The following is a 26,315-nucleotide window of genomic DNA, read 5'->3' as shown; positions in this document are numbered from 1 at the left end:
GTATTCAAAAGCCTTTTCATTTTCCGCCAAGCGGATTGTTTGGCGGATTGTTTGGTTGTTGTTTAACCCTTGCAAAGAAACTACGCTGGGAACATCTTCTAGAATTTCACCTTGAGGCGAGATACGGGTAAATGAACCTTGCCATTCACCTAGGTTTTTCAGCAAAGATTCCCATTGCGATCGCATAATTATAATTTTTTAGTTATGAATCAGACATTATACCTTAGAAAAAGTACATTTTCTTATTATTCATGATTCTGGCGGTGAATAACCACCAACTTGAAGCGATGGTCAGGAAGTTCTATCTATCTCAACAAGATTTTTTGCCAAGGTAGTGTGAAAAGCATTATTAAGTTACTCGACCAAAAAATAAACATCAAACCTAACAACCCTCTCAGTAGCGTGCGACTACTTGTCCCAAGTTCGGCAGTTGAGTGCGATACGCGTAGCGTCAAGCCTCTGGCTTATCGCTTATGTCGCAAAGGAACTATTTGAAGCAATTTAACTAAGCGATCGCACTATTCGGCTACTAGGCATTTCACTATCAAATCTTGATAATGTCCAAACATCCCAAGCTATTCAACTGCCATTATTTGAACTATCCTAATAATTCTACTTTTTAATCTTGAGACTCCTCAGAAATAGGTTCTAATTCGGTATCCGGCTCAGTTTTGATATTAGCTTTCGGCTTAACGGGTTTGGGACCACGCGCCAGAGCCGGATTAACCGGTTGCCTGGATTCATCCCCAAAGGATGCTTTTTTGCCCCTACCCTCAGAGCGGTCATCACTCCGTTTTGAGTTTTTGCGACTGGGTTGGGCAGTCGGCATAGAATCCAAATTTTCTGACTCGGTGTCAGTGCCTTCAGAAGACTGACGCTCAGATTTCTTGATTGGGCGTTCCACTTTTGTTAACTTTTGTTGATTGACTTATCTTATATAATATATCGCTGTCAGGTAACAAATAATTTGTTACTTGACATAAGTGAAAGTCACTCAATGGATTGGACTCATACACCCTGATGTATGTCTTTATATACGAGTAAATAGTTTTTGTACCGGTGGGAGACACCCCGAGCGTGCGATTGCAAGGGAAAGCAGACGCCTGCATGCGTATCGCCCAGCTTATACTAAAAGAAACTTGAGAGCAGATATGGGCATTACATCCCTTAATGGTGTGTTTTACCCAATTCAGCTAGGGAACTAAATTGTTAAGATTAAAGAACTCAAAATATATTAAAACCTAAGTCAACAACTGAGTTACAAGACCATGCCTATAGAAATCGCTGTTGAAAAGAAAAAGTTACAAAATCCGCCATTAGAACTTCATTACTTGGGCGATCGCGTTCTCCGTCAAGCAACTAAGCGCATATCTAAAGTTGATGAGGAAATTCGTCAAGTTATACGCGAAATGCTACAAACTATGTACAGCAAAGATGGCATTGGTTTGGCTGCGCCTCAAGTGGGAGTGAACAAACAACTCATTGTCATCGACTGCGAACCAGATAACCCAGCTAACCCACCATTGGTTTTAATTAACCCCACTATCACAAAGGCTAGCCGTGAAATTTGTATGGCGCAAGAAGGATGTTTGAGTATTCCAGGGGTTTACATGGATGTGAAGCGTCCCCAAGTTATAGAAATTTCTTATAAAGATGAACATGGACGTCCCCGGACATTAAAAGCTGGAGATTTACTTGGACGATGCATTCAGCATGAGATGGATCACCTCAACGGCGTGGTATTTGTAGATCGTGTAGAAAACTCTTTAGCTTTGACGCAAGAGCTATCTAAGCATGGGTTTTCACATCAGGCTGTAAAACCAATAGATAGGGTGGTTCGCTAGTGAATATAATGACTCCAAAAAGCGGTTTATTTCTCGCTGGTTCTTGTATTACCGCTATAGCCGCAGTCGGTTCAATGTTTGAACTCAGTTCTGGACAACCAGACTTGGGTACTGAGATAACTGCAATTATCCTGGCAATAAGTATTCCACTGACAGGATTATTTTTTGTTGCTGCAGTCAGGGATGCTAGAGCTAATATTAAGTAAGCATCAGGTGTAAAGTAAGGAAAAGGAAAAAGAAAAAAGGAAATATAAATCTTTTGACTTTTAGCCTTTTCCCTTTTACTGAAGACTGATCATTTTGTTGTTATTTATAACAATGATTCTCAGCGATTGAAAGAATCATTGCTGTCAAGAGATAGCATGAGAGTGAAGATAAGCCCTACGTCTTGAATTGCTCATCCACTGGTATTTGGTAACCATTTGCAAGGCGATTGGTTGTATTTGCTGTCGCAATAATCCCCATAAGTTCGCCGAACATGACATCCGTCATGCCTTTTGCATACGCCCCTGCTGTGTGCGAGGCGATGCAGTACTCACAATTATTCGTCACACTCACAGCAATGTAAATCAGTTCGCGCATCAACGGATCGAGTTCGCCGGGACTAGTCATCACTTCTTTGACTGTCTCCCAGGTTCGCCGTAGAGTGGGGGGATGGTTGGCGATCGCTTTCCAAAAATTGTTGATGTAATCAGTCTTACGAGTGGCGCGGATGTCGTCATAGACGACACGCACTTCGTCACTGGCTTGTTCGTATTCAATGAGTTTGGTCATCTGAATGGATAACTGTAAAGGACAAAGACTTTCAGCTTTTGCGATCATAGTGGTATTTATACAATAAAAATTTTCAGATATGGGCTGGAGCTTATGAGGAACATTTCGTTTCATTAGCAATAATCCCAATCAGATTCAAGTTACTCAAAATTTCTGTAGCTTGAATGAGTTTTTTGCAGATTACTTGTTCCATCCGCCCTACCATGACAATCCCATTGCAAAGAGATGCCAAGATTGTAGCGTCAACTGTGCCGAGAATAGGAGAAGTATCTATGAGGACTACGTCATAAGTTTGCTCGAAAAATTGAAGCAATTCTTTCATCCGTGCAGAACTTAATAACTTTACTGTATCCTCAGGAGTCGGTCCAGCAGTCAAAACATCAATGGAAGGATGAATAGGCTGGATATATTCTTTAACTGAGGAATTTCTTTCCTCGACTAACAACAAAGATAAACCCCAATCATTGGTTAATCCCAAAATTTTGTGCAGATTTGGCTGTCGCAGGTTGGCATCAATTAATAAAACCCGTTGATGCATACGGGCAGCACTGACTGCAAGTCCCAGCGACAAAGTTGACTTCCCTTCTCCAGACATTGCTGAAGTAACCATCACAGACTTGTGGTGAACAAAAGACTTTGATATTTGAATGTTTTGGTACGCCATATCGAGCGTTTCGTGGGAAGGTAACAAGCCGTAGACGTTGAAGTGCTTTTCGTCAGATATAGTTTGTGATGAGAAATGAGCCATGACTCGTCGCAAGGACCGGCGAAACGATCTCTTTTTTGTACTAAGTTGTGATAGTTCTGGGACTGTCCCTAATAAACGAAGGTTTGTCAACCTCTGTAACTCTTCTGGAGAAGAGATAGCATCGTTGCATTCTGACATCAGGGCTGTACCAATACCTAAAATCGGTGCTAACAGCACTCCTCCAAGTAATATAAATAGCTTGTTGCTATCTAGATAGTTTTCTACTTGGGGTTGTTGCAAGACTTGGAAATTCAACCCACCTTGAGCGATCATCAATCCTAGAGATTGTTGTGCTGCTATAAGTTGCTCAAGTGTTTTGCGATTCGTTTCTACTTCTGGTAGCAGACGGTTGTACTCTGTGATTAAACTTGGGTATTTGGTTAGTTCAGCACGAATTTGCGCTTGTGAGTCAGCAAGACTTTTTTCATTAGCACGCAGTCCTAAGATTGCTGTCTGCATTTGAATTAAGTCTTGCACCAGCTTCAAGTCAGCTTGTGGTACTTCCCTTGTAGTCTGTTCTGGTTTTTCGGTACCAGACGATATTTCTGTATCCAACGGCTTTTTTTTAAATAAAGTATCTGATATTGCTTGGACATCTTTGTCTCCCAGCGTTCGTCTAATCTCTTCTTGTAGCAGCGCGGCTTGAGTTCGTCGTTGCTGTATCAGTTTTTGGACTTCTGGATAGTTATCTGTATAACGTAACCGCTGTTGAGTTAAAGCGAGATCAGTCTTTTGAATTTCATTGAGTAGTGTTTGATAACGAGTTGACTGACTCAGACGAAAGGAGACAATAGTATTTTGAGATAAAGACGACAATTGTTGTTTTAAGTTGTCGTGACGAGCTTGTAAGTCTTTAAGCTGTGCACGGGTGGTTCTTAGCTGTTTTGTAACGTCAGCAAGAGATTCCAGAAGAATTTTGCCTTGTACCTGCGGGTCGAGTAAATGATTTTTTTTGCGAAACTGTTCTAAATTTTTATCAGCTTGAATCATTTTGTTTTTGACTTCGGACAGTCTTTTTTTGATAAAAGTAAGCCCTTTGGAAACACTCTGTTTTCGTTGTTCTATGTTCTCTTCCTGATAGACTTTTTGTAGAGACTTCAGAACCTTTTCTGCTCTGACTGGGTCGTTGTCTTTGAAGGAAACTTCAAAGACTTGATTCATGACTTTATTGTCCGCTGTCTGTTGCTCTAATGGAGTAATTACTAAAGGTGCTTGTTGACCTTTCTTGCCTTTGATATGTTCAACTGTCAAATTTGGATATTCAGAACGAAGCAAATTAACTGCTTTTTGAATCAGGTTAGAATTCAGCATAAACTTTTGCTGAGTCGTGTCGTTAATAATGTCAAGATGAGGGTCAGTAAAATTGCTTTCTGCTCCCTGTTGAGTATGACTTGAGCGTACCCCTTCATTCAGCTTGGAATTTACCAATATTTGTATAGTACTTTGATATGTCGGTTTCGCACTTAAAGCCAGAACGCTCGCAACCGAGATGACTACGCCAGAAACACCTAAGATTTGCAAGCGTCGGCGAAGCAGAATTGTAGAGAGTTTTCTGCGCTTAACTTTGCTTTGTGGGGAAGTAATAATTATTTTTCTCTGCTCCAGACTCATGTCAGCCACAATCAAAGTCCTCTTAATTATATCCAATCACTTTTTCTACAAGATTGTAAGAAAAAAATTTTACATTTCAAACAAGTACAGTCAAAAAAGAAGAATTCGGAGTTATGAATTCGGAAGATCTCCTGTCCCGACGCTCTTTCAACGTAATTTTGAATTCAGGTACAAGATGTCACCTCTGCTGAAATATCTTCATTTTGATTTTCATTTCAACCTAAGTGAAGAACATTGAAATAGTCAACTCTTTCTGGCTATCTTTACCATATTGTTACTATTCCAAGTTGTTTAGATTGTGATTTTTGAAGAAGCTGTTTATACAATCAGTTCACTTTTGCTACTTTTGTGATAATTCGCACTATGTTTCTATTAAAAAAGTGAACTTTTTTTGAGTTTTAAAAAAAATTAGTATGAAAAAAGACTTAAATAGAGACTGGTAATCTATATACTTATATTGTGCTAACAACTCTAAATGCTTATAATCAGAAGCTAAGTAAAGCGAAAATTGGAAGATTTAGGATTTGATAATCAAACCAGTAGTTCAATCATAACAAGCAACTTTTTTGCTTTGTTTGTATTATTACCAGTTTGGTAAATAGAACAATTGTGTACAGTATGTTGATTAGTCAGCAGCTAAAAATGTTGTTCTTTACTTTTTTCAGTTTCTAGATATGTGTTTTCATCTACTTCTAGAGAAATCAAACACCGAAAAATTTTTGACTTCTTCGAGCAGAAAAATTAAATGTTTTGTGAAGATGGGCGCAAATGACTGGAAAATAAAGATATTCCTTGATATCAAGTTTCTTAAAGGCTCTAGATGTAGAGATGTTGGCTGTATTAAACAGTTATCAGTTTCACTGTTAACTGTTCACTGTTAACTGATTTCAGCTATGGCTTCCGCTTTTTTTAATTCTTTATCCCGCCGCCTTGGTACTTCATAAGTCATAAAATCATATGCCATATCAGTTTTGGGAAAAATTGCACGAGCTTCTTCAAGTAAATCTTTTAACTCTATTTCATTTCCGGGGGCATACCGGGGACTAAAATGTGTCATAATGAGTCGATTTACCCCAGCAGCTAAAGCGGTTTGCGCTGCCATTGTGGTTGTAGAATGTAACCGTTGAAAAGCCATCTCTGCATCTTGATGGGCGAATGTCGCCTCGTGAATTAACACATCTGCATCCTGCGCCAACTCGACTGCACCGTCACAATATACTGTGTCTGTACAATAGGCAATTTTGCGTCCAATTTCTGTAGGTCCACACAGTTCCTTACCATCAATCACTCGCCCATCAGCAAGGGTCACGACTTCACCACGTTTGAGTTGACCGTAAATGCGACCGGGAGGAATTTCCAACACTTTGGCTTTTTCTATATCAAAACGTCCTGGTCGGTCTTTCTCTGAAACACGGTAACCAAAACTGGTAACGCGATGATGCAAAAAACCACAGGTTACAATGAATTCATCATCTTCGTAAATCACGCCTGGACGTACGGCGTGAACTTTGACCGGATAGGAAAAGTGGGTGTGGGAGTAGCGCGAGGCGGCTTGTAGGTAGTCATTTAATCCGGATGGACCATAAATATCAACGCGTTGTACATTTCCTGCTAAGCCACAACTGGCGAGAAGACCCATTAAGCCAAAAATATGGTCGCCGTGCATATGGGTGATAAAAATTCGGGAGAGTTGGCTGACTCTGAGGTCACTCCGCAAAATTTGATGCTGAGTTCCTTCACCACAGTCGAATAACCACATCTGAGCACGTTGTGGTAACCTCAGGGCGACACTGGAAACGTTGCGCGATCGCGTAGGTACACCGGAACTCGTCCCTAAAAATGTTATCTCCACAGCCTTATTTTGCCTTCCTCTTACTGCATTTGCCACTCTCTTCTCTATAGTGGCATGGAAAATGCAAAATTCTTGTGGTAAAAAGCTTTCCTAAAAAGAAGTATACTTATCTAGTGTTTTCATGGAAAATATTGGCTTTTTTGTGATTGATTATACGCAAAATCTGCTCTTGACTTAATTGTTCTGAATCCTATAGCAATCCTATTTGATTTGTGAGAATTGAAAGCTACAGATCCACATCCCCGACAACTTTTACGAAGTCGGGGATCAAGTTTGCTCACGTAAGCGCAAGCGCCCCCGAAGGGGGGTACGCAAAGCGTGTCCGTAGCGGCTCAGGATTTAGGATTGCTATAGCAAACAGTTTTCTTGGAATTCCTGATACAAGTCTGTATAGATTACCATTTATTCATGATGGAATTCTTGGTAGTGTACTAATGGCGGCGCTGCATGATGGAGAAAAATTCTTGGTTCAGAGGTATGCGATCAGCTTTGCTGGCTCCCTTCGGAGCATCGCTACCACCTCAGCGACTACCCTCATAAATGCCAAAAAAGTGAACCGTAAAAATCTACGGATGCTTGCTATGGGGTTAACTAAAGATGCAATAGTTGATGGTCGAATGTATGAGGCTCTCACTAACGTCAGGCAAGAAATCAATCAAGTTGCAGCACAAATTCCTGGTAGCAAGCAATTATTGGATGAGAATTTCACATACACCAGTCTGCAGACAGAACTTCGCCTAAGTGTTTACCCTATTATTCATATTGCCACTCACGGTGAGTTTAGCACAGTTTCCGAAGATACCTTCCTCATCACAGGAAATAATGGCAAACTCACTATAACTGATCTATATACTCTCATTCGCAATACCCTTCATGGTTCTGAGGCAGTAGAATTACTAGCACTGACAGCTTGTGACACTGCTATTGGAGATGACCGTATTCCTTTGGCTTTAGCAGGTAGCGCAGTTAACGCTGGCGTTAAAAGCGCTTTAGCTTCTCTTTGGTCAATTAATGATGCCGCCACTGTAACTTTGGTGACAAAATTTTATGCAGAATGGTATGAGAATGGAGTGAGTAAGGCAGAGGCTCTGCGGAGAGCGCAAAGGGCATTAATTGCCAGCAGCAAAAAATATTCCCATCCATACTATTGGGCACCTTTTATACTTATAGGAAATTGGTTGTAGTCATATAGTCCGAGTTATCAGTAAAAGACTTTTGAATGCATAGCTTTCTCAATTGCTCAAGGAAAGATTATAAAAATCCAGATTCTGTAAAGACTCTTCTAATTGAGCGAGGTCTTGTATTAAAGTTAGTGCCGCTATTCCTAATTGTCCATCTACAGTGGAGGCTAGAGCTTCACTTAAAGAGGCGATCGCTTAAATTTGCCTTTGAGTTGTCGAGCGATATATCTAAAGTGCCGTGTTCCTTGACCTTCTTTATCTGATTTCATACCAAAACCATTATCTGTAACGCTCAAAGTGTACCAGCCATTGCCGTTCTTACAAATCACTTCCAAACGAGTTAGTCCTGTAGCGTGTTTGCCAACATTGCACAAAGCTTCTTCTAAAAACCGGCACACATCTTGCTTTTGTTCAATCCTCAAATGTCTATCTTCTATAAGCTCAAAGGTACGGACTTTAACCTTGAGAGTTTTAAAACAGGGAAAGTCTCGCTCTAGGGTATGGTTGTAAACTTGATAGAGAAGCTCGTGAAGAGGGTTTTGTAAATTGAGTTCTATACCATTTCCTAGATAAAGACTACTATCTTGATTTCGTGGTTCTCGTTGCAAAAATTCATATATTCCTCGTAGCTCATCGTTCAATTTTTCTAATTCTTTTTCAAGTTCTGTCAGTAATTCATTTGGTGAATCGCGAGCAATCCTACAAACGTAGTCTCCGTCAAAAAATCAAGCGCACCGCTATGGATAATAATTATATGATTCAGGTTCTCAATTGTTTTTTCATTCGCAACACTTTAGATTCTTCTGATTCCTTCTGTCAAGCCTGATTGAGATGCTCTTACCCTGGGATAGATTTAGGAGTTATGCTAAGTACAACATTGCAAAAGTTCGTAGCGTTATATAGCCATTTTCAACCGAGTAAAGTAATCTCAGTCGTAGGGGCAAAGGCAGTGCCCATTGGTGAAACTCTTGTAATTACGTCATATCATGCCCTTATGCTTGTCCACTATTTTCGTACAACCCCACCCCGGTTTTGTCTCACGCCAAAACCTCCCTGCCCCTAATCCCCAGAGGAGACCGGTGAGTTCCCCTTACTAAGGGGAGGGGACGTGATAGCGTTTGCGCAGCGTCCCTCTTAGGGACTAGCGTGGCGGAACGCCATAGCGTAGCTTTACGGTGAATCCAGCGCGAATGACGGCTTTCCCTCACTTGGCGACTGGTGTTAGCCATCAGGCGAAGGCTGGCATACCCGAAGGGGGGTGGGGTTAAATCAACGTGGAATAAAGGCTTGAACGTTAAGTTGATACGTATGGGCACTGCCGTGCCCTTATTGCGATACGAATTTATGAAATGCAGTACTTAGATTGCCAAGTAAACCAATTATTCACGATTTGATTTCACAACACTCAAAAGCCGATCGCGAATTGCCCTCAATTGCTCTTGGTTATTGACTGGAGAACGCGGCGCTGGTAATTCTGTATTAGGCCAAGTGGTTAAATCAAAGCAAGGACATACCAACGGCGGCATACCCACGTTTTTCACAGGAACTGGCATATCGCAACGTCCGCAGGGAGAAACATCCCAAGCAGGTGTCAGCAATTCTGCTATAGTTTCCTGTGTACCTTCTATGTAGCAGTCGCCTGACTCAGGAGAAATAATCCTTTGCCAGCACTCTTCAAACTCATCGCTGTAGCGGTCACCAGCAATGACTTTTTGCGGCAGTAAGGTTGCCGCACCGTTGTTTATGACAACTTTTTTGCCAAGCTGGAACCAGTAAGCTAAGTATTTTTTTACGTCTTGTTGTGATGCCATACTAGAATTTTAGACTGTAGATTTTAGTTTTTATATGAGGAATCTTGAATAAACTCTTAAGAAGAGTTACTGAGTTGTTAACTATTTGTTACTTTTTAATTTTTATCAAGAAACATAGAGAATAGGGAACAGGGAATAGGGAATAGGGAAGGGGCGTTTATTTCATATGTTGCTACCTCAAGAAACCGCTAGTTAAAGGCTCTGATCTTAGGCAAAGGGGAACCTAGCAAGCTCAGATTGAGAACATGACCCCCAGTGACTAAGTAAACATCTTGGCTGATACCCCCCAACTGACGCACTAAATGACCTAGGCGATCGCGAAACGTTCGACCAATAGGATACGCTGGCACAACACCCCAACCTGTTTCCTCCGCTACAAAAATTATATCGGCAGCAACTAACTCTACTGTTTCTAAAAACTCTTGAACAATGTTTTCCCAAACCAACTCGTCTTGTTCCAAAAGATTTGCTACCCAAGTGCCTAAAGAATCTACCAATAGACAGATATTTGGTTTTGCGTTCGCAAGAGTTGCAGACAATTTATATGGCACTTCTAATGTCGCCCAATCTTGAGGACGGCGTTGTTTATGTTGTAGAATACGTTCTTGCCATTCTTTATCTTCTGAGTTTTCTACTGCCGTTGCCACATAGATAACGACTTTTTGTGATTCCATAGCCAAAATTTCTGCCCATTCACTTTTACCAGAGCGTGCAGGTCCGGTCACTAATACGACTTTACTCAAAGCTGTTTACCTAGTATCTTGAATTGAGAAGGGGTGCAATTCTACTAGGCTATCAGTAAATAATGTAGTGGATCTTGTGCCTTCACCCTTGAACACTACAACCACAACACACTTTGATATTCGTATGAAAGCAGGCATAAAACGCATAGAGGCAACTCTACACGACTTGGGGACTCGCAACACTGCTGGATCTGTCGAGGCAGATGCTTCAACAAAGCAGTCTCTGTCGTTTCGGATTAGCATTGGGGAAGCAGAGCACTCAGAAACACATTCTGAGTTTTGCGAGGAAGAGCCTTCTCGGCACTTGGAACAAAACTTAGCTACCTACAATACTTCTGTGCAAACTTTTCCAACCCAAGACAGCGCTAGCAAAACACCAAGCCTACCTAAGCTCAAAACTCCTAGCTTTACTAGCCATCGCAACGGAGCAAATCCCGCCTTCGCAATGAATTTGTTGCAAGATATTCAGGAAAGTGTTGGTTCTTGGCAAAAAGAACTGCAAAAAATTGTTAGGCAAATTCAAGATCTTTATTTAGAAGGACCCATTGTCAATGGCTGGCTAGAGTCCCATGAACGCGAAGTCCAACCAGGAGGAACTGCAACACTGCGCCATGCAGAAGTTGACCGTCTTATGGACTACGTAGAAGAAATTTGTGCAGAAAATACCAATGTTTCCTGCCAATCACCCCGTGCTGGGTATCGTTTGTGTGGTTTGGATGCTTCTGGTAAAGTGTGGTCGCGTCCATGTCCAGCCGACCAGGTTCCTAGCGTGAGTATCGCAATTGCGCGTTACCAAAAGTTACGCCAACTCTTGGGACGAAAGCAATATCTAGAAACTCGTCTTACCCAACTAGCAGAAACTCTTGTGATTTTACACGGTCACATTCAATCACAGTGAAATTTGACTGAAATTTTACTGCGATTGAATACAGAACTCAGGACTCACAAACCCTTCTGGTTCTTTGACACCTATTAATGAGTCGGCTAGCACAGAAAATAAACTTATTCGTATTGATTCCTAGAGAAAATTCTGAGTTCTGTTTTTTTGAATTCTCCTGAAAAATCTTCCTAAAGAACTAAAGATAATTTCATCTTTTCTAAAAAAACTCGGTTTGTCAGTCGGAAATGTTTGGTATAGATGAGAGCAACAACAGGCAAGAGTTAGACTTTGTTATTAGTTAGTCGTTAATGGTTAGCGGTGAGTAAAATAGCTAACAACTCTCAACCAAAGACGAACAACCAACAAAGTCCAAAAAAGATAAACTTAAAGTCTATGCCAAACACACTAATCTCTGCGATTATTTGTACTCACAATCGAGATACCTATCTAGGCGCTGCTATAGATAGCCTTTTGGCACAGGATTTTGGTGGTGAGTTTGAAGTTGTGGTTGTGGATAATGGATCGAGCGATCGCACTGTTGAAGTCGTAGAACAAAGAAGCCACAACCCCCGCCTCAAGTATATCTTTGAGCCTGTCATTGGTTTATCTGTTGCTCGCAACACTGGCGCGAGAGTTGCTAGTGCAGAAATTTTGGCATACCTTGACGACGATGCAGAAGCTAGCTCTGACTGGTTACAGATTTTATACTCAGCTTATCAAGATAACCCGAAACTAGCAATTGCTGGTGGCAAAGTGTCTCTATTATGGCCCGAAGGAACCCAAGCACCACCTTGGCTATCAAAAGGATTATCTGCCAATTTGGGAGCATACGACTTGGGCGAGAGTATTGTCTACATTGATAACCCAGGACAAACCCCCAGAGGCTTGAACTACTCTATCCGCCGCAGCTTTCTCGAAACAGTAGGGGGTTTTAATACTCATCTCGGTCGAATTGGGACAAAATTATTATCAAATGAAGAACTGCAAATGACCGAACTTGCCCTTCAACACCAAATGCAAGTTGCTTATCTTCCCAACGCCAAAGTTGCTCACAATGTCTCCCCAGAACGCCTCAAACGTTCCTGGTTTATTAGCCGGGGTTGGTGGCAAGGGGTTAGTGAGTGTTACCGCGAACAACTTGCTGGCAAAGCTGGTTTCGGTCAATTGCAGCGTGGTAGCGAGCGTTTTTTACGTGGTTTATATAAAACATTACAACATTTTCCCGATCCAGCAGAACGATTTGATAAACTTGTGTATGCGTATGGTCAAATTGGATACCTAAAATCCGCCATTCAGGGTCTTCTGTCCAAATCTAAGAAAGAGTAACAACTTATGACTTGTATGTCTTTCAAATTACCCGTGTCCGTACTCATTCCAGCAAAAAACGAACAAGCGAATTTGCCTGCTTGTCTGGCAAGTGTTCAAACCGCTGATGAGGTCTTTGTTATAGATTCTCAAAGTACTGACAAAAGCGTCGAAATTGTTCAAAGTTATGGTGCAAATGTCGTACAATTTTACTACAATGGAAGCTGGCCTAAAAAGAAAAATTGGTCTTTAGAAAATTTACCCTTCCGTAACCAATGGGTGTTAATTGTTGATTGTGATGAGCGCATTACCCCCGATCTGTGGGATGAAATTGCTCAAGCCATTCAAAAGCCCCAATACAATGGCTATTATCTCAACCGCCGAGTCTTTTTCTTAGGAAGATGGATTCGCCACGGCGGTAAATATCCCGATTGGAATTTGCGTTTATTTAAACATAAAAAAGGTCGCTACGAAAACCTTGAGACTGGGGATGTTCCCAACACTGGTGATAACGAAGTTCACGAACACGTTATCTTAGATGGAAAAGCTGGATATCTGAAAAACGACATGATACACGAGGATTTCCGTGACCTTTATCACTGGATAGAACGACATAACCGTTATTCCAATTGGGAGGCTCATGTCTATCGAAATCTTCTCACTGGTAAAGATGATACCGATACAATAGGCGCAAATCTCTTCGGGAATGCTCTACAACGTAAGCGCTTCCTGAAAAAACTATGGGTGCGGCTACCATTTAAACCATTTTTGCGGTTTGTTTTATTCTACATCATTCAGCGTGGTTTTTTGGATGGTAGAGCTGGGTATATTTATGCACGGCTTTTGAGTCAATACGAGTACCAAATAGGCATAAAACTTTACGAATTGTGTCAGTATGACGGACGACTCAACACCACATCGACAACCAGTGGCGAGGAACCACATCCCCTAGTTGGTGTCGCAGAAAATCGCCCCGCCGCTGGAATTAAAAATTAATTTTTGAATCAGCCAAACAGTGCTTTAGGAGCATCCCACGGGCGGCGCACCACCCGTTATGAATGAAACAAACACTCTTTCCCTTCTTCGGTGTTAAGAGTTTCCTGTTCAGAGTTCCCTGTTCAGAGTTCCCTGTTCAGAGTTCCCTATGTTTCTTAGGAGACAAGGGGACAAGGAAGCTTGTAACCTTGGACTAATGACTCTTGACTAATGACTAATGACTAGTGAAGAACCTTTTGTAGATTTACGTAAATATAACCAATCCTGGTTTGACCGAGGACGAGCAGGTTGGTATATTTTGTTATGGTGGCTTATACAGGCGATCGCCTTTCCCCTAACTCCCCACCCGCTCAATAATCTACGTTGCGCGTTGCTGCGGCTGTTTGGCGCTCGTGTTGGCAAAGGCGTAATCATTAGACCTACTGCTCGCTTTACTTACCCTTGGAAAATTACAATTGGGGACTACAGTTGGATAGGAGATGACGTAGTTCTCTACAGCCTTGACGATATCAACATTGGTGAGCACTGCGTCATTTCTCAAAAAAGTTACCTGTGTACTGGGAGCCATGATATAACAGACCCAGCTTTTGGGTTGAAAACAGCGAGTATCACCATTGGTAATGGAGTATGGATAGCCGCTGATTGCTTCGTTGGACTAGGAGTAAAAATTGGGGCTAATGCTGTGATTGGCGCTCGTAGTAATGTTTTTACTGAGATACCTTCTGAGCAAGTTAGCTGGGGAACCCCTTGTACTCCCCGCTATTTAAGAAAGCGGGAGTGAATAAGTTAACATTCGTCAAACTTCTGGTTTTGGTATTGGAGGCATGACTACTTTGTTCGCTAACCCCAGAGTTTGCAATGTCTGAATTGCCCACCAAGTCATATCCACTTCCCACCACTGGTATCCAGCTTTAGCGACATTTGGGTGAGCATGGTGATTATTATGCCAACCTTCTCCATAAGTTAAAAGTGCTGCCCACCAAAGATTACGAGAGTTGTCCTTCAACTGGAAACGACGATAACCGCGCAGGTGAGTTGCAGAGTTGATAAACCAAGTGGTATGCCAAAGCAAGACTGCCCTCACAAAGACTCCATAGATCACAAAAGACCATCCACCCAAAACATACAGTAGGACACCAACAGGAATTTGGAGCAGCAAGAAGTAGCGATTTAGCCAACGATAAAATGGATCACGGTATAGTTCCTGGGCAAATTTTTTGTAATGTTGTTCGTCAAAAAATTCTGGACGTGGGTAAAAAATCCAAAGCATATGGCTCCACCAAAAACCACGCTTGGCAGAGTAAGGATCTTTATCTACGTCTTCTGTATGCGCATGATGCAGCCGATGTCCTGCTACCCAAAACATTGGTCCTCCTTGCATGGCGAGTGCTCCCAAGGTGGCGATCGCATATTCCAACCACTTCGGCACAGATAAACTTCGGTGAGTTAAAAGTCGGTGATACCCCAAACAAATACCAATGCTGCCAAACAACCAGTGCAGAAATATCATGACTCCCAAAGCAGACCAAGAAAAACACCAGGGAGCGAGCATTGCCAAGGCATGAATTGTACCGAAAAATGCCACGTTAGTCCAGCTCAGAGTAAGCGGCTGCTTATCAACAGGCGCCGTTGAGTTTGTTGTCATAAATTTTCCTTTGACGTGAATACCGTAAATAAACTAGTACAGTCTTGTACTAGTTACCACATTCTCTACGAACACTGGCGAAGACAGTTAAAGTAGAAATAGAGGATGCAAGTGCTACTTACATCTGTTAGTCTAGCAAGGATAAAATTTTAATGCAAGTGCCACTTGCACTTTCGACTTATGTCTAGTGATATAATTTCAACGCGACAAAGGCTGATTAATGCAGCAATGGAGTTGTTTGCAGCTCAGGGAATTACGGAAACGACAACCAAGGCAGTTGCAGAATTAGCAAAAGTTAATGAAGTGACGCTATTCCGGCAATTTGGCAATAAGCACGGATTAGTTCTGGCAGTCATTTCTGAATCACCAGTGTTTAAAGAACTGGGTGAATCCTTAAAAACGCAAGCAAGTCAAATGACTAATGTTCATGAAGCCCTCAAAAATTATTGCGAAGACCGCTTAAAGGCTTTAGAACAAGTTCCTGAATTGGTACGTTCTATGGTTGGTGAGGCAGGAAAATATCCAGTAGAAAATCGTCAAGCACTAGGAAGAAGCTTAGCGCAAGCCAACAACTATGTTGCTGAATATTTAGCAACAATGATGGAACGTGAGCAATTACATGTACAATTATCACCTCAAAAGCTAGCAAGTTTACTCAATAGTATGTTGTTGGGGTATGCCGTGATTGAGTTTACCAGTGAATTTCATGAACTTTGGCATGACAGAGATGAGTTTTTAGAAACCTTAGTGGCACTGTTTTTAAAGGTCGCTACACAATCCTCAAATCAAGTTAACAATGAGTTTATTTCGACAGAAAAGGTGGTAGATTTACCAGCAAATTTAGTCCACTTGATTTTGCAAAGAGCCAAAAAATCAGAACTACGAGATTATGCTCTGATGTACGTTTTGTTTGGCGCAGGGTTATCTGCAGAAGAAATTGTGAATTTAGAGCGTTCCCACCAAATCCAAGATTCCAACCAGTACTTATTGCAAATCACTCAGGGCGCTACTCGACAAGTTCCTGTAAATCAGTGGATTATGGGTAAGCGGTATGGATCGTATACTCGCAATCCCTTAACTCAGTGGCTTAAAAGTCGTAAAGATAACCACCCTGCATTATTTCTCAACGATGATGGAATACCAATCACAGAGCTAGAAATACAACAGCGCTGGCGAATCTTAACTGAGGGATTATTAACACCAGAAGGACAACAGCCAGTCATTGAGCAAGCTCAACAGACATGGTGTGTAGAAATGTTAATGAAGGGAATGAATTTAGAAGATATGAGTATAATTACAGGCTGGACTCGCACAAAATTACAGCCGTATGCTCGTAGAGCTAGAGAAAAATTAGCTTTAGAGCAAGCGATTCGCCTTGATCATAAGCCTCAATAGCAATGAATACATCACTTACTCTGTTCTGTTCTCTTCTGGCAGCCAATCTTCATCTAATACGAACTCTACAGGATATGGGCACTCTTTTGGAAACACTGAAATCTGTATATTAGTTTGCTTCGCTGCTTGGTGGCGTGCGCGTTGGTAACTCTCTTCAAGTTGCTCTGTAGGATAGTTTTTAAGACTAGGACTATCTTCAATGGCTAATTCAATTTGAGTACGTGCATCAGTGATGGAATCTAGCCAGCTATCCGACCGACGCTGAGGTTGATATTGCCACTTGAGCAAATGTAGTAGAAGGCGAGTTAGTTGACTAGTAATCCCGCGCCGTTCAGTCTTACCCAAGTCTTCGACCTCTTGAATCAGATGCTCTACGTCAATTTCATGCCAGCGACGCTCCCGCAAGAATTGGGCTGTCTGGTCAATCCATGAATTGAAATCTGTCAAATACGCTTTATTCATGACTCGCTCTGTAGTGAATTATGCAGCATTGCTGACTGTGTCTAGAGCATCTCAATCATAACGCTTGATACCGTAACAGTTTTCAGAGGGATAAATCATCCACAGAGCACCTAGCGATTACGTCCAAACAGATAACCCATAAAGAAGAATTGATTGCGATCATCCAACAATTATCGGGTGTACATCAACTTCTGATTAAAAGGATGAGGCTGCCAGGATTGTCAAGACTGAGATAACAACGCAACAAACTCAGTTGCTTTAACAATCTTAATCTCTTGATACTTTGCTAGAGTCAAAAGATGTTTCTCACCTCTGACAATATGAGTTGCATTGCCAACTATGGCACACTCGACAACCATATCATTATCCGGATCATCTGGCACTGCCTCTAATGTCGCGCCAATCTCAACTAAACGAGAGCAACTACGTATCTCTTCAACTGCCGCTTGCGCCATCTTCTGAGAAAACTTGAACTTAAGCACCAACTTTTGGGCAAACTCATCCAGGATTTGTTGACAAGTCACAGACTCAATTTGTCCAATCTTTGCGAGTGCCAAACATCGAAACGGATCGCCACTTGTAGACAACAAAGCAGAGATCAAAATATTAGTATCAAAAACCGCAATGTATCGCACTAATCCTCATCCATCAGTTTATCAACAAAAACTTCGCGCTCCTCCTCGGTCATTATATCCCAGTTGTAGCCTCGTTCTTGGGCAATAAGTCTAACTTTATCGACTGCATAGCGCGATAGTGCCTCCCACTCCCCCCACTGTTGGAGAAGTAGGAATCTAAACACCTCTACTTGCTGTTCGCTAGGTAGCTGTTTAATTAATTCAACAACTTGCTTATTCGTCAGCTTTAATGTAGGCATCTTGTATATTTTGAAAATTAGGGAATTACTTCTAATTGAACGTTCCCATTATAGTGTTAGACCGCGACTGCCTCTCTACAGTAATGACACGAATTCTTCAACGCTAAGTTCAACGTCTCGAATAATAGCTCGAAGTGTGCCCTTAGCCAACTCCTGATGATCTGGGACAACAATTTGAGCAAACGGCTCATCTCTTCGCAGAATAATGTGACTGCTCTCTCTACGTTTTTGGTAGAAACCAATCTTTTCCAAAGCTTTGATACACTCTCTTCCTGAAATACTGGGTAACTTGCTCACACGACTACTAGGAATGTTTCAAAATTGTCTTCTGGCACAGGTAAGCCATCTTCTTCCAATGCATTCACGTAGCCTGCAATAGCTTCCTTGATGTTCGACAAAGCCTCCTCCTTAGTGTTTCCCTGGCTAATACATCCTTTTAGGCTTGGACACTCTACAACCCAATAACCATCTTCATCCTTATATAAAATGACTTGCCTTGTATGCCGATTCATAGTTACAAACTATATAGTCTTTCCTCATTTTACCCTTGAATATGGGTGTGTCTTAACTTAGACTAAACCAGCAACAGATCATGGGAAAAGTGAGCCAATAACCCCACAAACAAAAAATCCCGCCATCGTCGCAGACTCGGCGGTTTTCAATTTCCAGCATAACTTACATCTTGCAGTTATTTAAATTTATGCCCATAGACACATGCATGGCAGATTGACTTTGAATAAATGATGTGGCAAATAACCTTTACCACTACACCAAGATCTCTCAACCGTCCGCCGCAAGGGGTTGTTATCCGACGATCACTGGTGGTTTCTCGACTAGACCTAAATCAGAGGGAAGAGCTACATAAATCAAATGATCTACCCATTGTTCGTTCTCATAGTAAAAGCCACGACGAATACATTCTTTTTGCAGACCAACACTTTGAGCAAGAGCAATGGAGAGATGATTATCAAGATTAATGGCAGCTTCGATGCGATGATATCCAAGATTCTCAAACCCGACTCGGAGTGCTGCTTTCACAGCTTCCTTGCCAAAACCCTGTCGCCAATACTGATTATGGATGCTATAGCCCAGATTAGCCCACTGTTTCTCTTCACGCTGGATTGTTGATAAATCGACATTGCCAAGATGCTGATTATTTTGCCGAGAAAAGACACCAAAAATATAAGCATAATCGCTTAAAGCTTGGTCTTGATGGCGCTTACACAAAGTTGAAAACCAATTGGGGTCACAACCATCCAAGCTAATCTGTCCCTCGTCATATTTATACTGTTGTGGCAACCGACCTGCAAAACCAGCGTACCAAGATTTATAATCATCAGGTTGTTGAGGACGAAGGATGAGGCGCGAAGTGTTAATCGTTAGTGTCCAAGACATTTCACTCATTATGAACGTAATCAGCCCAATTCACTGATCCAAACTTAGCACCGAACGCTAAACAGAGAACCTCAAACCACTGCCACAACCTGTCTCAGTTATTTAATTTTCCCGCCGGAGGATCTGTGTCGCTTTGCCACAGATCCGGCGCTATAGTTTTGATGCCATCAAGATGAAGGCAATTGAAGTGTTAAGTCCTACTTTCCCGTAACGTGAGGATTTCAACGCCATCTTCAGTAACGGCGAGAGTGTGCTCAAATTGAGCGGAAAGTTTGCGATCGCCGACTTGCAAACGACCATAATCCATAAACAACTATTTGATGTAGTGGAAGCTGCTTTGGCTTTGGCTACAATGCTTATAGAAGTTGAAAAATACAGCTATGCCTGAGTTAACTGTTAGTATTAGTCAAACTACCCATGAAACTTTATTGAAATTGGCACAAACCTCTGGTGAGACAATTCAGACGGTGTTAGACAGGGCGATAGAGAATTACCGTAGGCATGTATTCTTAGTACAAGCTAATCAAGCGTTTGCCGCTTTAAGACAGAATGAAGCGCTTTGGCAGGAAGAACAGGCAGAGAGGCAGGTATGGGATCAAACAATGGCTGATGGGGTGCAAGAATAGTGGCGCAAATTGCCAGAGGGGAGGTGTGGTTAGCAGATCTTAATCCAGTGAGAGGACATGAGCAAGCCGGAAAGCGTCCTTGTCTGGTGATTTCAGTCGATTTGTTTAATCAAGGTGCATCTGGTTTGGTTGTTGTCTTACCGATTACCTCAAAGGAAAAAGGAATCCCTTTTCACGTAGAACTGAACCCGCCAGAGGGAGGATTAAAAGTACAAAGCTTTGTCAAGTGCGAGGATGTGAGGTCGATTTCTGTAGATCGTCTTGAAAAGCGATGGGGTACAGTGTCTCCAAAAACACTGACAGCAGTCGAAGACAGGCTAAGAATTTTGATGGGGTTGTAGTGATTCTAGGTAAATTAAACTGTTTATCTTTGCGATCACCTATGGCGTTCACGTAGTGGCGGCTTCCGCATCGCTCTCCTCCCATCCCACAAACCACACAAAAAAATCCCGCCATAGTCCCAAACTCGGCGGTTTTCAAGCAGCATCATCAAATCTCAAACACAACACTAAAACTCAATACGATTGAGTGAAGCTGTCGGTTATTTAATTTTCCAGGCGGATCTGTGTTGTTTTGCCACAAATCGTTTTGTAGCTTTGATACCGATGCTTAAGTCCTACTTTCCCGTAACGTCAGGATTTCAACGCCATCTTCAGTTACGGCGAGAGTGTGCTCAAATTGAGCGGAAAGTTTGCGATCGCGTGTCACAGCCGTCCAACCATCACCCAAAACCTCAACTTCCCACGTACCTTCGTTAATCATCGGCTCTATGGTAAAAACCATACCAGGTCGCAGACGTTTTCCCTTACCACGGATACCGTAATGAGGTATTTCCGGCGCAGTGTGGAAAATGTTGCTGACACCGTGTCCTACGAAGTCTCGCACCACAGAAAAGCCCTGTGCCTCAGCATACTCCTGAATGGCTGCACCAATATCTCCAATACGTGCTTGTGGTTTAACTTCAGCAATACCTCTTCTGAGGCATTCCTCTGTCACCTCTACCAACTTTTTGGCTTTTGGGGAAGGGGTACCGACAAAGAATGTTTTGGATGTATCACCGTGGTAGCCATCAACAAGGGGCGTCACATCAATATTAATGATGTCACCTTCCTTGAGAATTTGCTTGGCATTAGGAATACCGTGACAAATGACTTCATTCACACTCGTGCAAATGGACTTAGGAAAACCCTTGTAGCCAAGAGGTGCACTTTTTGCACCATGCGCTTGTGTCCACCGTTCCGCTTCGTCATTTAGTTCAAGAGTACTAACCCCTGGCTTCACCAATGGTGCAAGATGGTGTAGGAGTTCGGCTGCTAAACGTCCAGCCTTACGCATTTTATCTAGTTCTCTGTTAGATAAAAGAACAATCGTTTCACTTTTCATGAAATTTCGTCTAAAGAAGAATCTCCCATAAATATAGTTTGCCGTGTTTGTGCAGATAACTGTATATTGGTTTGAGCAACACGAAACTCAACAAATCCTTTTATGGTTGGGTTTCATGACTGTGTTGTCACACCTGCTCTTGACTCTACCGAAAGAGATAAAACAATTTCGCCATCCTCTATTAACCCAGTCGCATGAAAGCCCAAACTATAATACAGTTTTTCAGCGACTGCATTTTTTGGAACATAGCTAGTCGAAATTTTTTTACAGTCTGGCTTGTCCTTAAGTAGATTAATTACTGCCTGCATGGCAGCTTTGCCATATCCTTTCCTCTGATGATTTTTGTCAATCATGAGACGACAAATACAGTAACCACTGTTTTGATCACCAGTTGACATTGTCTCATACATCACAAAGCCGACCATAGTTTGGTTATGATAGACGCCAAGAGGAACACAAGATGGATAAAACTTGGATTGGGCAAGAGAGTAAAGATTTGAAGCCACAAAGTTTTCCTGTTCCTCAGTTGTTTTGAGCCGAATGCATTCTTCCCAGTTATCCTGGTTAATTTCTTGTAAAACAACGTCCACGGTTTTCACCAAAGCTGTTTTATTGTCTACAAAATCTTGATTACTTATTCCAGATTTGATGCTATAATAACCAATCACTCATCCTCAACGATGATAGTCAAACCCATTTCAGCAGAACGCCTTGCTGCATCTGCAACCTTGAGGGTGTACAAGCTTTCTTCTGGGGTGACGTATAAGGGAGTGCCATCAATAAGATGATCTAACACCATTGTCGTATCTTTGGCAAGCAAACCCTGACGAGCACCAACTTCTATCGGTTTTTTTTCTCCGTGCTGTACCAAAAGTCCCTTGTCGCCATCAAAAATTAATCCGCCATCTTCACCATGAACTTCAAACCTACGTTCTGCCTGCCACAAAGTTTCACCTTTACCATAAACAACATGGGCTAACAGTCCGCTGTTGAAGCACAAATGAGTATCGCAGAAACAGCTTTGGTAGTACTGTGTCTCTATCTCCCAAAATCGGTTATGACAATTAACCGACATGACTGTACCAAACAAATCCACAAGACGGTGCAATCGGGAAAGTGCGCCAATCAAAGGAAAGCCGAAAAGCTCGTGGTTATATGTCCATTTGCGGGGTGCGGGATGTTCAGGCTTGATGGTGTTGTAGCGCACAAAAAACACTTGACCAACTTTTGGTAGATGTTGTTTCAAAGCTTGATGCAATCCACCCAAAAGTTCAATATGTTCAACATGGAGCAATTTTTTTTGTGCTTTTGCAAGCTCAACGAGTTCTTCCGCCTCTGCCACGTCTACAGAAAGAGGATACTCTACAACAACGTGTTTGCCACTCTCAAGTGCTTGCCGCGCTATTGTACCATGATCCCGAGTCACTGTACAAATCATGACCAAGTCTACATTGTCTTGCTCAACCAGTTGCTGCCAAGAATCTACGACCATTATCTGGTAATCTCTAGCAAAGGCTTCTGTCTTCTGGGGTGTATGACCGACAACGGCGACTAGATGAGAGCGCTCATCGTGCACCAATGCTTCGGCTCGTAGCTTTGCTGTATACCCAGTACCAACCAAACCTACTCGTACAGGGCGTTTTTGCGAAAAAGCAGAATTATCGTACATTATTTTGTCACTGATTTGAACTCAAAACTCAGAACGCAGAACGCAAAACGCAGACGAAAAAATAAATTTTCATGTGTCAGGTAGTTTGCAGTTCATAACGACTGCTTGGTTTGTTGCTCTTGTGCATAAGCACAAAGGGGTGTAAGGGTGAAAATAAGCCTATTTCCTTATTTTTGACTTCAATTGGTTGATATAAATCAACTTACCTAGGATTGATATATTTAGCTATTTTTTATACTTCTATTTCCAATTACATCCTTTTTTTCTCGTAATATCACAAGTGAAGCAAATTTAACGAACGACTGATCCGATAAGATCAGTGGTCCTATTTGCTTTAGGATAACTTATTAGATGCGTTTGCACTCATAGAGGATGACTAAATGGCTACTTACAAAGTGACACTGATCAACGACGCTGAAGGGATAAATAAAACAATTGAGGTAGCAGATGATGAATATATTCTAGAACTTGCTGAAGACGCTGGTCTTGACCTGCCTTACTCTTGCCGCGCTGGTGCTTGCTCTGACTGTGCTGGTTTGATTAAATCAGGTACTGTGGATCAGTCTGATGGATCTTTCTTGGACGATGACCAGATTGATCAAGGATATGTGCTCACCTGTATCGCCAAGCCTACCTCTGATGTCACCATCGAAACCCACAAGAAAGATGATATCGAATAAGGTTAGGCATCTCAAAAATTAACCTTTTCCAAAAAGTAACTGATGTGGTATGAATAGAAAAAAAGCAGCGTAGAAAGAGAAATCTTCTCCCTGTGCGATGTCTGCTCTGTTACTTACACTTAAGCACAAAGCCCACGAGGTTGAGACACGAACCACGGTGTAGTGACTCAACCGTCCTTCAACCGTGGTAAAGGCAGTCGCGACAAAAGTGGCTACCTAAGGCGCTGCTCTAGTGAACCCGTTGATGTTCTGTCGTATAAAAAAAAGTTATATTTAAGAACTCACAAAATTTCATTACTAATCGACTTCAATTTTTGGTTACATGCTTTTGTTTTTCTCGTAGTATCAGAAGTGAAGCAAATTTTAACTAACGGCTGATCTGATCAGATGAGTCGTGGTGTTTGCTTTAGGATAACTTATACGATCCATTCGCAATCATAGAGGGTGACTAAATGGCTACTTACAAAGTGACACTGATAAACGTTGCTGAAGGGCTGAACGAAACAATTGAGGTCCCAGAGGATGAATATATTCTAGACATTGCTGAAGAAAAAGGTCTTGACCTACCATACTCTTGCCGCGCTGGTGCTTGCTCTACCTGTGCTGGTAAGCTCACAAAAGGTTCAGTTGACCAGAGTGACCAGTCTTTCTTGGACGATGACCAAATCGCAGCTGGATATGTGCTAACTTGTATTGCTTATCCAACGTCTGACGTCACAATCGAAACCCACCAAGAAGAAGCACTTTATTAAAAGTTAGGCAGCCAAAATCAACCTCTTTCAAGAGTCATTGATGTGGTAAAGATGGAAAAGAAGCAACATAGACAGAGAAATATTCTCCCTGTGCTGTGTCTGCTGCTTACACTTAGCTTGAAAATAAGGAGTGAGGGAGTCAGATAGTGAGGGAATGAGGGAGTGAAGGAGTGAGGGAGAAATGTTTTCGTGTGTTCGGTGGTTTGCAGTTCATGACGGCTACTTTGGCAGGAAGTCTAGATTCACGTTATGCAAGTAGGAACACAGAAAACTCTATGTTTTGTTTCATCTTGATTCGAGACTAGCTGTTCAATCTATCTGGCGTTGTGGCTTCTTGTTTTTTCTCATCTCCTCCCGTCAAATGACTCAAACTCCGACTCGCAACATCTGCGCTCATACCCCAAACTAATAATCCTAAATAATCAGAAAATGGGTCAGCACCAAAAGTTGACCCTTTTTGCATGTAAAGCGATAGCTAGCCCCTAAGGGGGCGCTGCGCAAACGCTGCTGCGCTCCGCGCAGATCGCCTGCTACTGGTGGCTTTTGACTACGACTTAATTATTCCGATGCACCCGGATTCGATATTAAAGCCTAAAATGCATGAGCAAGGTGCATAAATTCTTTTGGGCTAGCCCTAATAAATAAAAGGAAAAAAGATACACACTATTCCCTACCATCATGTGGTGGGGATTTTCATATGTACTATGCACCTTAGAAGAAGCACAGGGAGCAGGGAGAAAAAAGAAGGGGGAGAAAATAACTCACGTGAAGAGCGTTTCCCCTCAGCACCCAGCAAAGCTGCTCCCAAGTGAAGCGAGCTCCGGAGTTTCCCCTCACCCAGAACGCTACAATCAAACCAAACCCGAAAAAGTCCTGGCGTTCAAAGATTATTGATTTTGAGTTTCCGATTAAACTGCTGTATAAAGATGTTGTATTTGGAAGCGAGGAATAAACAAACATACACTCGCTCATTCTTAGAAAAACAGCACCATTACCTCTCACAACCTGAAGCAGTATTTTCTACATTATATTTGTAATTAAGCGTGTTACTCACAACATTGGCGCAGGTGAAAGGTTGAGTCGATGATGAAATTAGACCCCAACACTATCAATGAGTTGGCAGAAATCCTCAGACCATTTGTAGAATCACAGAGAGAACGTCAATCTTTCTTAATTGCTGCATTGGGTAACGACGCACCCGTGTTGCAACACATCAGCTGGGATGGTTCTGTAGCAACTTTCATACCCCATATGTTGGATAAGTTAGCAAATATTGGTGGGAGAGAAGCTTTTTGCAAGGTTTTGGAACATGTGCGATCGCAAATAAGTGTCCATGAAGATGTGCAGCAGCGTATCGATGAACTACTTAATAAGCTGCAGGTACAGGATATTCAATCTGCACCCACACCTCTACCCTCATCATCAGCAGAAGAGAAATACAGAGAAGAAGTGAAAAGGGTTGTTAGTGATAACAAGATATCAGATACGAGCCGTCGCATTTTGAATGAATTCAAGCAAAAATTGGGTATTTCGCAGCAAACTGCTGAAAAGATTGAGGCAGAAATTTTACACCCATTTTACGAATATCAAAAGCATCTAGATGAGTTTCTACAGATTTTAGTTGAGCAGATTTATAATCAGTTACCATTTTCTGCAAAAACGCGAAGCGAATTACGAGAAATTCAAAAG

32 protein-coding genes and 2 pseudogenes are annotated in these 26,315 nt (G+C 42.0%); 14 read left to right on the top strand and 20 right to left on the bottom strand.

Annotation, left to right across the window (positions count from 1 at the left end; all coding sequences use genetic code 11):
• Both DP116_RS29160 and DP116_RS09525 read right to left on the bottom strand, forming a co-directional pair.
• The coding region (locus tag DP116_RS29160) for a DUF3598 family protein (protein WP_246275551.1) at positions 1–186 on the bottom strand (186 nt) is incomplete at its 3' end.
• A 433-nt stretch (positions 187–619) separates the two neighbouring features.
• Entirely contained in the window at positions 620–904 is a 285-nt protein-coding gene (locus DP116_RS09525) for a hypothetical protein (RefSeq protein ID WP_169154959.1), read from the bottom strand.
• Between the two features lie 364 nt (positions 905–1,268).
• Between DP116_RS09525 and def the strand changes: the two genes are divergently transcribed.
• Both def and DP116_RS09515 read left to right on the top strand, forming a co-directional pair.
• Positions 1,269–1,844, top strand: a complete 576-nt coding sequence (gene def, locus DP116_RS09520) for a peptide deformylase (protein ID WP_169154958.1) — start codon at positions 1,269–1,271, stop codon at positions 1,842–1,844.
• Positions 1,845–1,852: 8 nt separating this feature from the next.
• On the top strand, positions 1,853–2,050 hold the full coding sequence (locus DP116_RS09515; RefSeq protein WP_169154957.1) for a hypothetical protein: 198 nt from the start codon (positions 1,853–1,855) through the stop codon (positions 2,048–2,050).
• Positions 2,051–2,225: 175 nt separating this feature from the next.
• Here the strand turns inward: DP116_RS09515 and DP116_RS09510 are convergent, their stop codons facing one another.
• The 3 genes from DP116_RS09510 to DP116_RS09500 all read right to left on the bottom strand — a co-directional run bounded on the left by DP116_RS09510 (position 2,226) and on the right by DP116_RS09500 (position 6,829).
• The gene (locus DP116_RS09510; protein ID WP_048871441.1) at positions 2,226–2,618 is read right to left on the bottom strand and encodes a carboxymuconolactone decarboxylase family protein; all 393 of its coding nucleotides are present in this window, start codon (positions 2,616–2,618) and stop codon (positions 2,226–2,228) included.
• A 91-nt stretch (positions 2,619–2,709) separates the two neighbouring features.
• Positions 2,710–4,977 (bottom strand): GumC family protein, encoded by a 2,268-nt coding sequence (locus DP116_RS09505; protein ID WP_169154963.1) that lies wholly within the window; start codon positions 4,975–4,977, stop codon positions 2,710–2,712.
• Between the two features lie 877 nt (positions 4,978–5,854).
• Positions 5,855–6,829 carry a ribonuclease Z gene (locus DP116_RS09500; RefSeq protein ID WP_169154962.1) on the bottom strand — a complete coding sequence of 325 codons (975 nt, stop codon included), beginning with the start codon at positions 6,827–6,829 and terminating at the stop codon, positions 5,855–5,857.
• A 212-nt stretch (positions 6,830–7,041) separates the two neighbouring features.
• On the opposite strand from DP116_RS09500, the gene DP116_RS09495 reads away from it, so the two are divergent.
• Positions 7,042–8,013 carry a CHAT domain-containing protein gene (locus tag DP116_RS09495; RefSeq protein ID WP_339381411.1) on the top strand — a complete coding sequence of 324 codons (972 nt, stop codon included), beginning with the start codon at positions 7,042–7,044 and terminating at the stop codon, positions 8,011–8,013.
• 176 nt (positions 8,014–8,189) lie between these two features.
• Here DP116_RS09495 and DP116_RS09490 read toward each other — a convergent pair whose 3' ends face one another.
• The 3 genes from DP116_RS09490 to cobU all read right to left on the bottom strand — a co-directional run bounded on the left by DP116_RS09490 (position 8,190) and on the right by cobU (position 10,564).
• The gene (locus DP116_RS09490) at positions 8,190–8,651 is read right to left on the bottom strand and encodes a sensor histidine kinase (RefSeq protein WP_211173182.1); all 462 of its coding nucleotides are present in this window, start codon (positions 8,649–8,651) and stop codon (positions 8,190–8,192) included.
• Between the two features lie 738 nt (positions 8,652–9,389).
• Positions 9,390–9,821, bottom strand: coding sequence for a hypothetical protein (locus DP116_RS09485; RefSeq protein ID WP_169154955.1), 432 nt, complete (start codon positions 9,819–9,821; stop codon positions 9,390–9,392).
• Positions 9,822–10,009: 188 nt separating this feature from the next.
• On the bottom strand, positions 10,010–10,564 hold the full coding sequence (cobU, locus tag DP116_RS09480; RefSeq protein WP_169154954.1) for a bifunctional adenosylcobinamide kinase/adenosylcobinamide-phosphate guanylyltransferase: 555 nt from the start codon (positions 10,562–10,564) through the stop codon (positions 10,010–10,012).
• Between the two features lie 124 nt (positions 10,565–10,688).
• On the opposite strand from cobU, the gene DP116_RS09475 reads away from it, so the two are divergent.
• From DP116_RS09475 to hpsU, 4 genes are all read left to right on the top strand, one after another.
• Positions 10,689–11,462, top strand: a complete 774-nt coding sequence (locus DP116_RS09475) for a hypothetical protein (RefSeq protein ID WP_169154961.1) — start codon at positions 10,689–10,691, stop codon at positions 11,460–11,462.
• Between the two features lie 375 nt (positions 11,463–11,837).
• The gene (locus DP116_RS09470) at positions 11,838–12,770 is read left to right on the top strand and encodes a glycosyltransferase family A protein (protein WP_169154953.1); all 933 of its coding nucleotides are present in this window, start codon (positions 11,838–11,840) and stop codon (positions 12,768–12,770) included.
• Positions 12,771–12,785: 15 nt separating this feature from the next.
• Complete coding sequence (locus DP116_RS09465; protein WP_169154952.1) at positions 12,786–13,745, top strand: glycosyltransferase family 2 protein; 960 nt, start codon at positions 12,786–12,788, stop codon at positions 13,743–13,745.
• A 217-nt stretch (positions 13,746–13,962) separates the two neighbouring features.
• A complete protein-coding gene (hpsU, locus tag DP116_RS09460) occupies positions 13,963–14,526 on the top strand; it encodes a hormogonium polysaccharide biosynthesis acetyltransferase HpsU (RefSeq protein WP_169154951.1) in 564 nt (187 codons plus the stop codon).
• Between the two features lie 15 nt (positions 14,527–14,541).
• On the opposite strand, the gene DP116_RS09455 is transcribed toward hpsU, so the two are convergent.
• Entirely contained in the window at positions 14,542–15,390 is an 849-nt protein-coding gene (locus DP116_RS09455; RefSeq protein WP_169154950.1) for an acyl-CoA desaturase, read from the bottom strand.
• Between the two features lie 180 nt (positions 15,391–15,570).
• On the opposite strand from DP116_RS09455, the gene DP116_RS09450 reads away from it, so the two are divergent.
• Entirely contained in the window at positions 15,571–16,785 is a 1,215-nt protein-coding gene (locus DP116_RS09450; RefSeq protein ID WP_169154949.1) for a TetR family transcriptional regulator, read from the top strand.
• A 15-nt stretch (positions 16,786–16,800) separates the two neighbouring features.
• On the opposite strand, the gene DP116_RS09445 is transcribed toward DP116_RS09450, so the two are convergent.
• The 7 genes and pseudogenes from DP116_RS09445 to DP116_RS29155 form a co-directional block, all read right to left on the bottom strand.
• Complete coding sequence (locus DP116_RS09445; RefSeq protein ID WP_169154948.1) at positions 16,801–17,247, bottom strand: DUF29 domain-containing protein; 447 nt, start codon at positions 17,245–17,247, stop codon at positions 16,801–16,803.
• Between the two features lie 221 nt (positions 17,248–17,468).
• Complete coding sequence (locus tag DP116_RS09440; protein WP_169154947.1) at positions 17,469–17,882, bottom strand: putative toxin-antitoxin system toxin component, PIN family; 414 nt, start codon at positions 17,880–17,882, stop codon at positions 17,469–17,471.
• Entirely contained in the window at positions 17,882–18,121 is a 240-nt protein-coding gene (locus DP116_RS09435; RefSeq protein WP_169154946.1) for a hypothetical protein, read from the bottom strand. Before DP116_RS09435 ends, DP116_RS09440 begins: the two co-directional genes overlap by 1 nt.
• 75 nt (positions 18,122–18,196) lie before the next feature.
• On the bottom strand, positions 18,197–18,418 hold the full coding sequence (locus DP116_RS09430) for a type II toxin-antitoxin system HicA family toxin (protein ID WP_169154945.1): 222 nt from the start codon (positions 18,416–18,418) through the stop codon (positions 18,197–18,199).
• Positions 18,415–18,633, bottom strand: coding sequence for a type II toxin-antitoxin system HicB family antitoxin (locus DP116_RS09425; RefSeq protein ID WP_169154944.1), 219 nt, complete (start codon positions 18,631–18,633; stop codon positions 18,415–18,417). The genes DP116_RS09430 and DP116_RS09425 overlap by 4 nt, the downstream gene beginning before the upstream one ends.
• A 292-nt stretch (positions 18,634–18,925) precedes the next feature.
• Complete coding sequence (locus DP116_RS09420; RefSeq protein WP_169154943.1) at positions 18,926–19,516, bottom strand: GNAT family N-acetyltransferase; 591 nt, start codon at positions 19,514–19,516, stop codon at positions 18,926–18,928.
• A 190-nt stretch (positions 19,517–19,706) separates the two neighbouring features.
• A pseudogene (locus DP116_RS29155) lies at positions 19,707–19,796 on the bottom strand (type I methionyl aminopeptidase); the annotation flags it as partial.
• Here DP116_RS29155 and DP116_RS29930 point away from each other — a divergent pair.
• The 3 genes from DP116_RS29930 to DP116_RS09410 are packed head-to-tail and all read left to right on the top strand — an operon-like array spanning position 19,776 to position 20,483.
• Positions 19,776–19,904: a hypothetical protein gene (locus DP116_RS29930; RefSeq protein WP_281357377.1), complete on the top strand. Its 129-nt coding sequence runs from the start codon at positions 19,776–19,778 to the stop codon at positions 19,902–19,904. The pseudogene DP116_RS29155 and the gene DP116_RS29930 overlap by 21 nt on opposite strands.
• On the top strand, positions 19,897–20,142 hold the full coding sequence (locus DP116_RS09415) for a toxin-antitoxin system protein (protein WP_169154942.1): 246 nt from the start codon (positions 19,897–19,899) through the stop codon (positions 20,140–20,142). The genes DP116_RS29930 and DP116_RS09415 overlap by 8 nt, the downstream gene beginning before the upstream one ends.
• Positions 20,142–20,483 carry a type II toxin-antitoxin system PemK/MazF family toxin gene (locus tag DP116_RS09410; RefSeq protein WP_169154941.1) on the top strand — a complete coding sequence of 114 codons (342 nt, stop codon included), beginning with the start codon at positions 20,142–20,144 and terminating at the stop codon, positions 20,481–20,483. Before DP116_RS09415 ends, DP116_RS09410 begins: the two co-directional genes overlap by 1 nt.
• A 268-nt stretch (positions 20,484–20,751) precedes the next feature.
• Here the strand turns inward: DP116_RS09410 and map are convergent, their stop codons facing one another.
• From map to DP116_RS09395, 3 genes are all read right to left on the bottom strand, one after another.
• Positions 20,752–21,525: a type I methionyl aminopeptidase gene (map, locus tag DP116_RS09405; RefSeq protein WP_169154940.1), complete on the bottom strand. Its 774-nt coding sequence runs from the start codon at positions 21,523–21,525 to the stop codon at positions 20,752–20,754.
• Positions 21,526–21,638: 113 nt separating this feature from the next.
• A complete protein-coding gene (locus DP116_RS09400) occupies positions 21,639–22,193 on the bottom strand; it encodes a GNAT family N-acetyltransferase (protein ID WP_339381410.1) in 555 nt (184 codons plus the stop codon).
• Positions 22,190–23,194: a Gfo/Idh/MocA family protein gene (locus DP116_RS09395; protein ID WP_169154939.1), complete on the bottom strand. Its 1,005-nt coding sequence runs from the start codon at positions 23,192–23,194 to the stop codon at positions 22,190–22,192. Before DP116_RS09395 ends, DP116_RS09400 begins: the two co-directional genes overlap by 4 nt.
• Positions 23,195–23,574: 380 nt before the next feature.
• Between DP116_RS09395 and DP116_RS09390 the strand changes: the two genes are divergently transcribed.
• A complete protein-coding gene (locus tag DP116_RS09390) occupies positions 23,575–23,874 on the top strand; it encodes a ferredoxin (protein ID WP_169154938.1) in 300 nt (99 codons plus the stop codon).
• Positions 23,875–24,326: 452 nt separating this feature from the next.
• Positions 24,327–24,626, top strand: coding sequence for a ferredoxin (locus DP116_RS09385; RefSeq protein ID WP_169154937.1), 300 nt, complete (start codon positions 24,327–24,329; stop codon positions 24,624–24,626).
• A 301-nt stretch (positions 24,627–24,927) separates the two neighbouring features.
• On the opposite strand, the gene DP116_RS09380 is transcribed toward DP116_RS09385, so the two are convergent.
• Positions 24,928–25,089 (bottom strand): hypothetical protein, encoded by a 162-nt coding sequence (locus DP116_RS09380; protein ID WP_169154936.1) that lies wholly within the window; start codon positions 25,087–25,089, stop codon positions 24,928–24,930.
• A gap of 620 nt (positions 25,090–25,709) precedes the next feature.
• On the opposite strand from DP116_RS09380, the pseudogene DP116_RS09375 reads away from it, so the two are divergent.
• Positions 25,710–26,315 (top strand): annotated as a pseudogene (locus DP116_RS09375) (hypothetical protein); the annotation flags it as partial.

It is taken from the genome of Brasilonema bromeliae SPC951 (genome assembly GCF_012912135.1).
GTDB classification, from domain to species: Bacteria; Cyanobacteriota; Cyanobacteriia; order Cyanobacteriales; family Nostocaceae; genus Brasilonema; species Brasilonema bromeliae.
The sequence above is the reverse complement of the archived record's forward strand: the minus strand, read 5'-3'. Positions and strand labels throughout refer to the sequence as shown.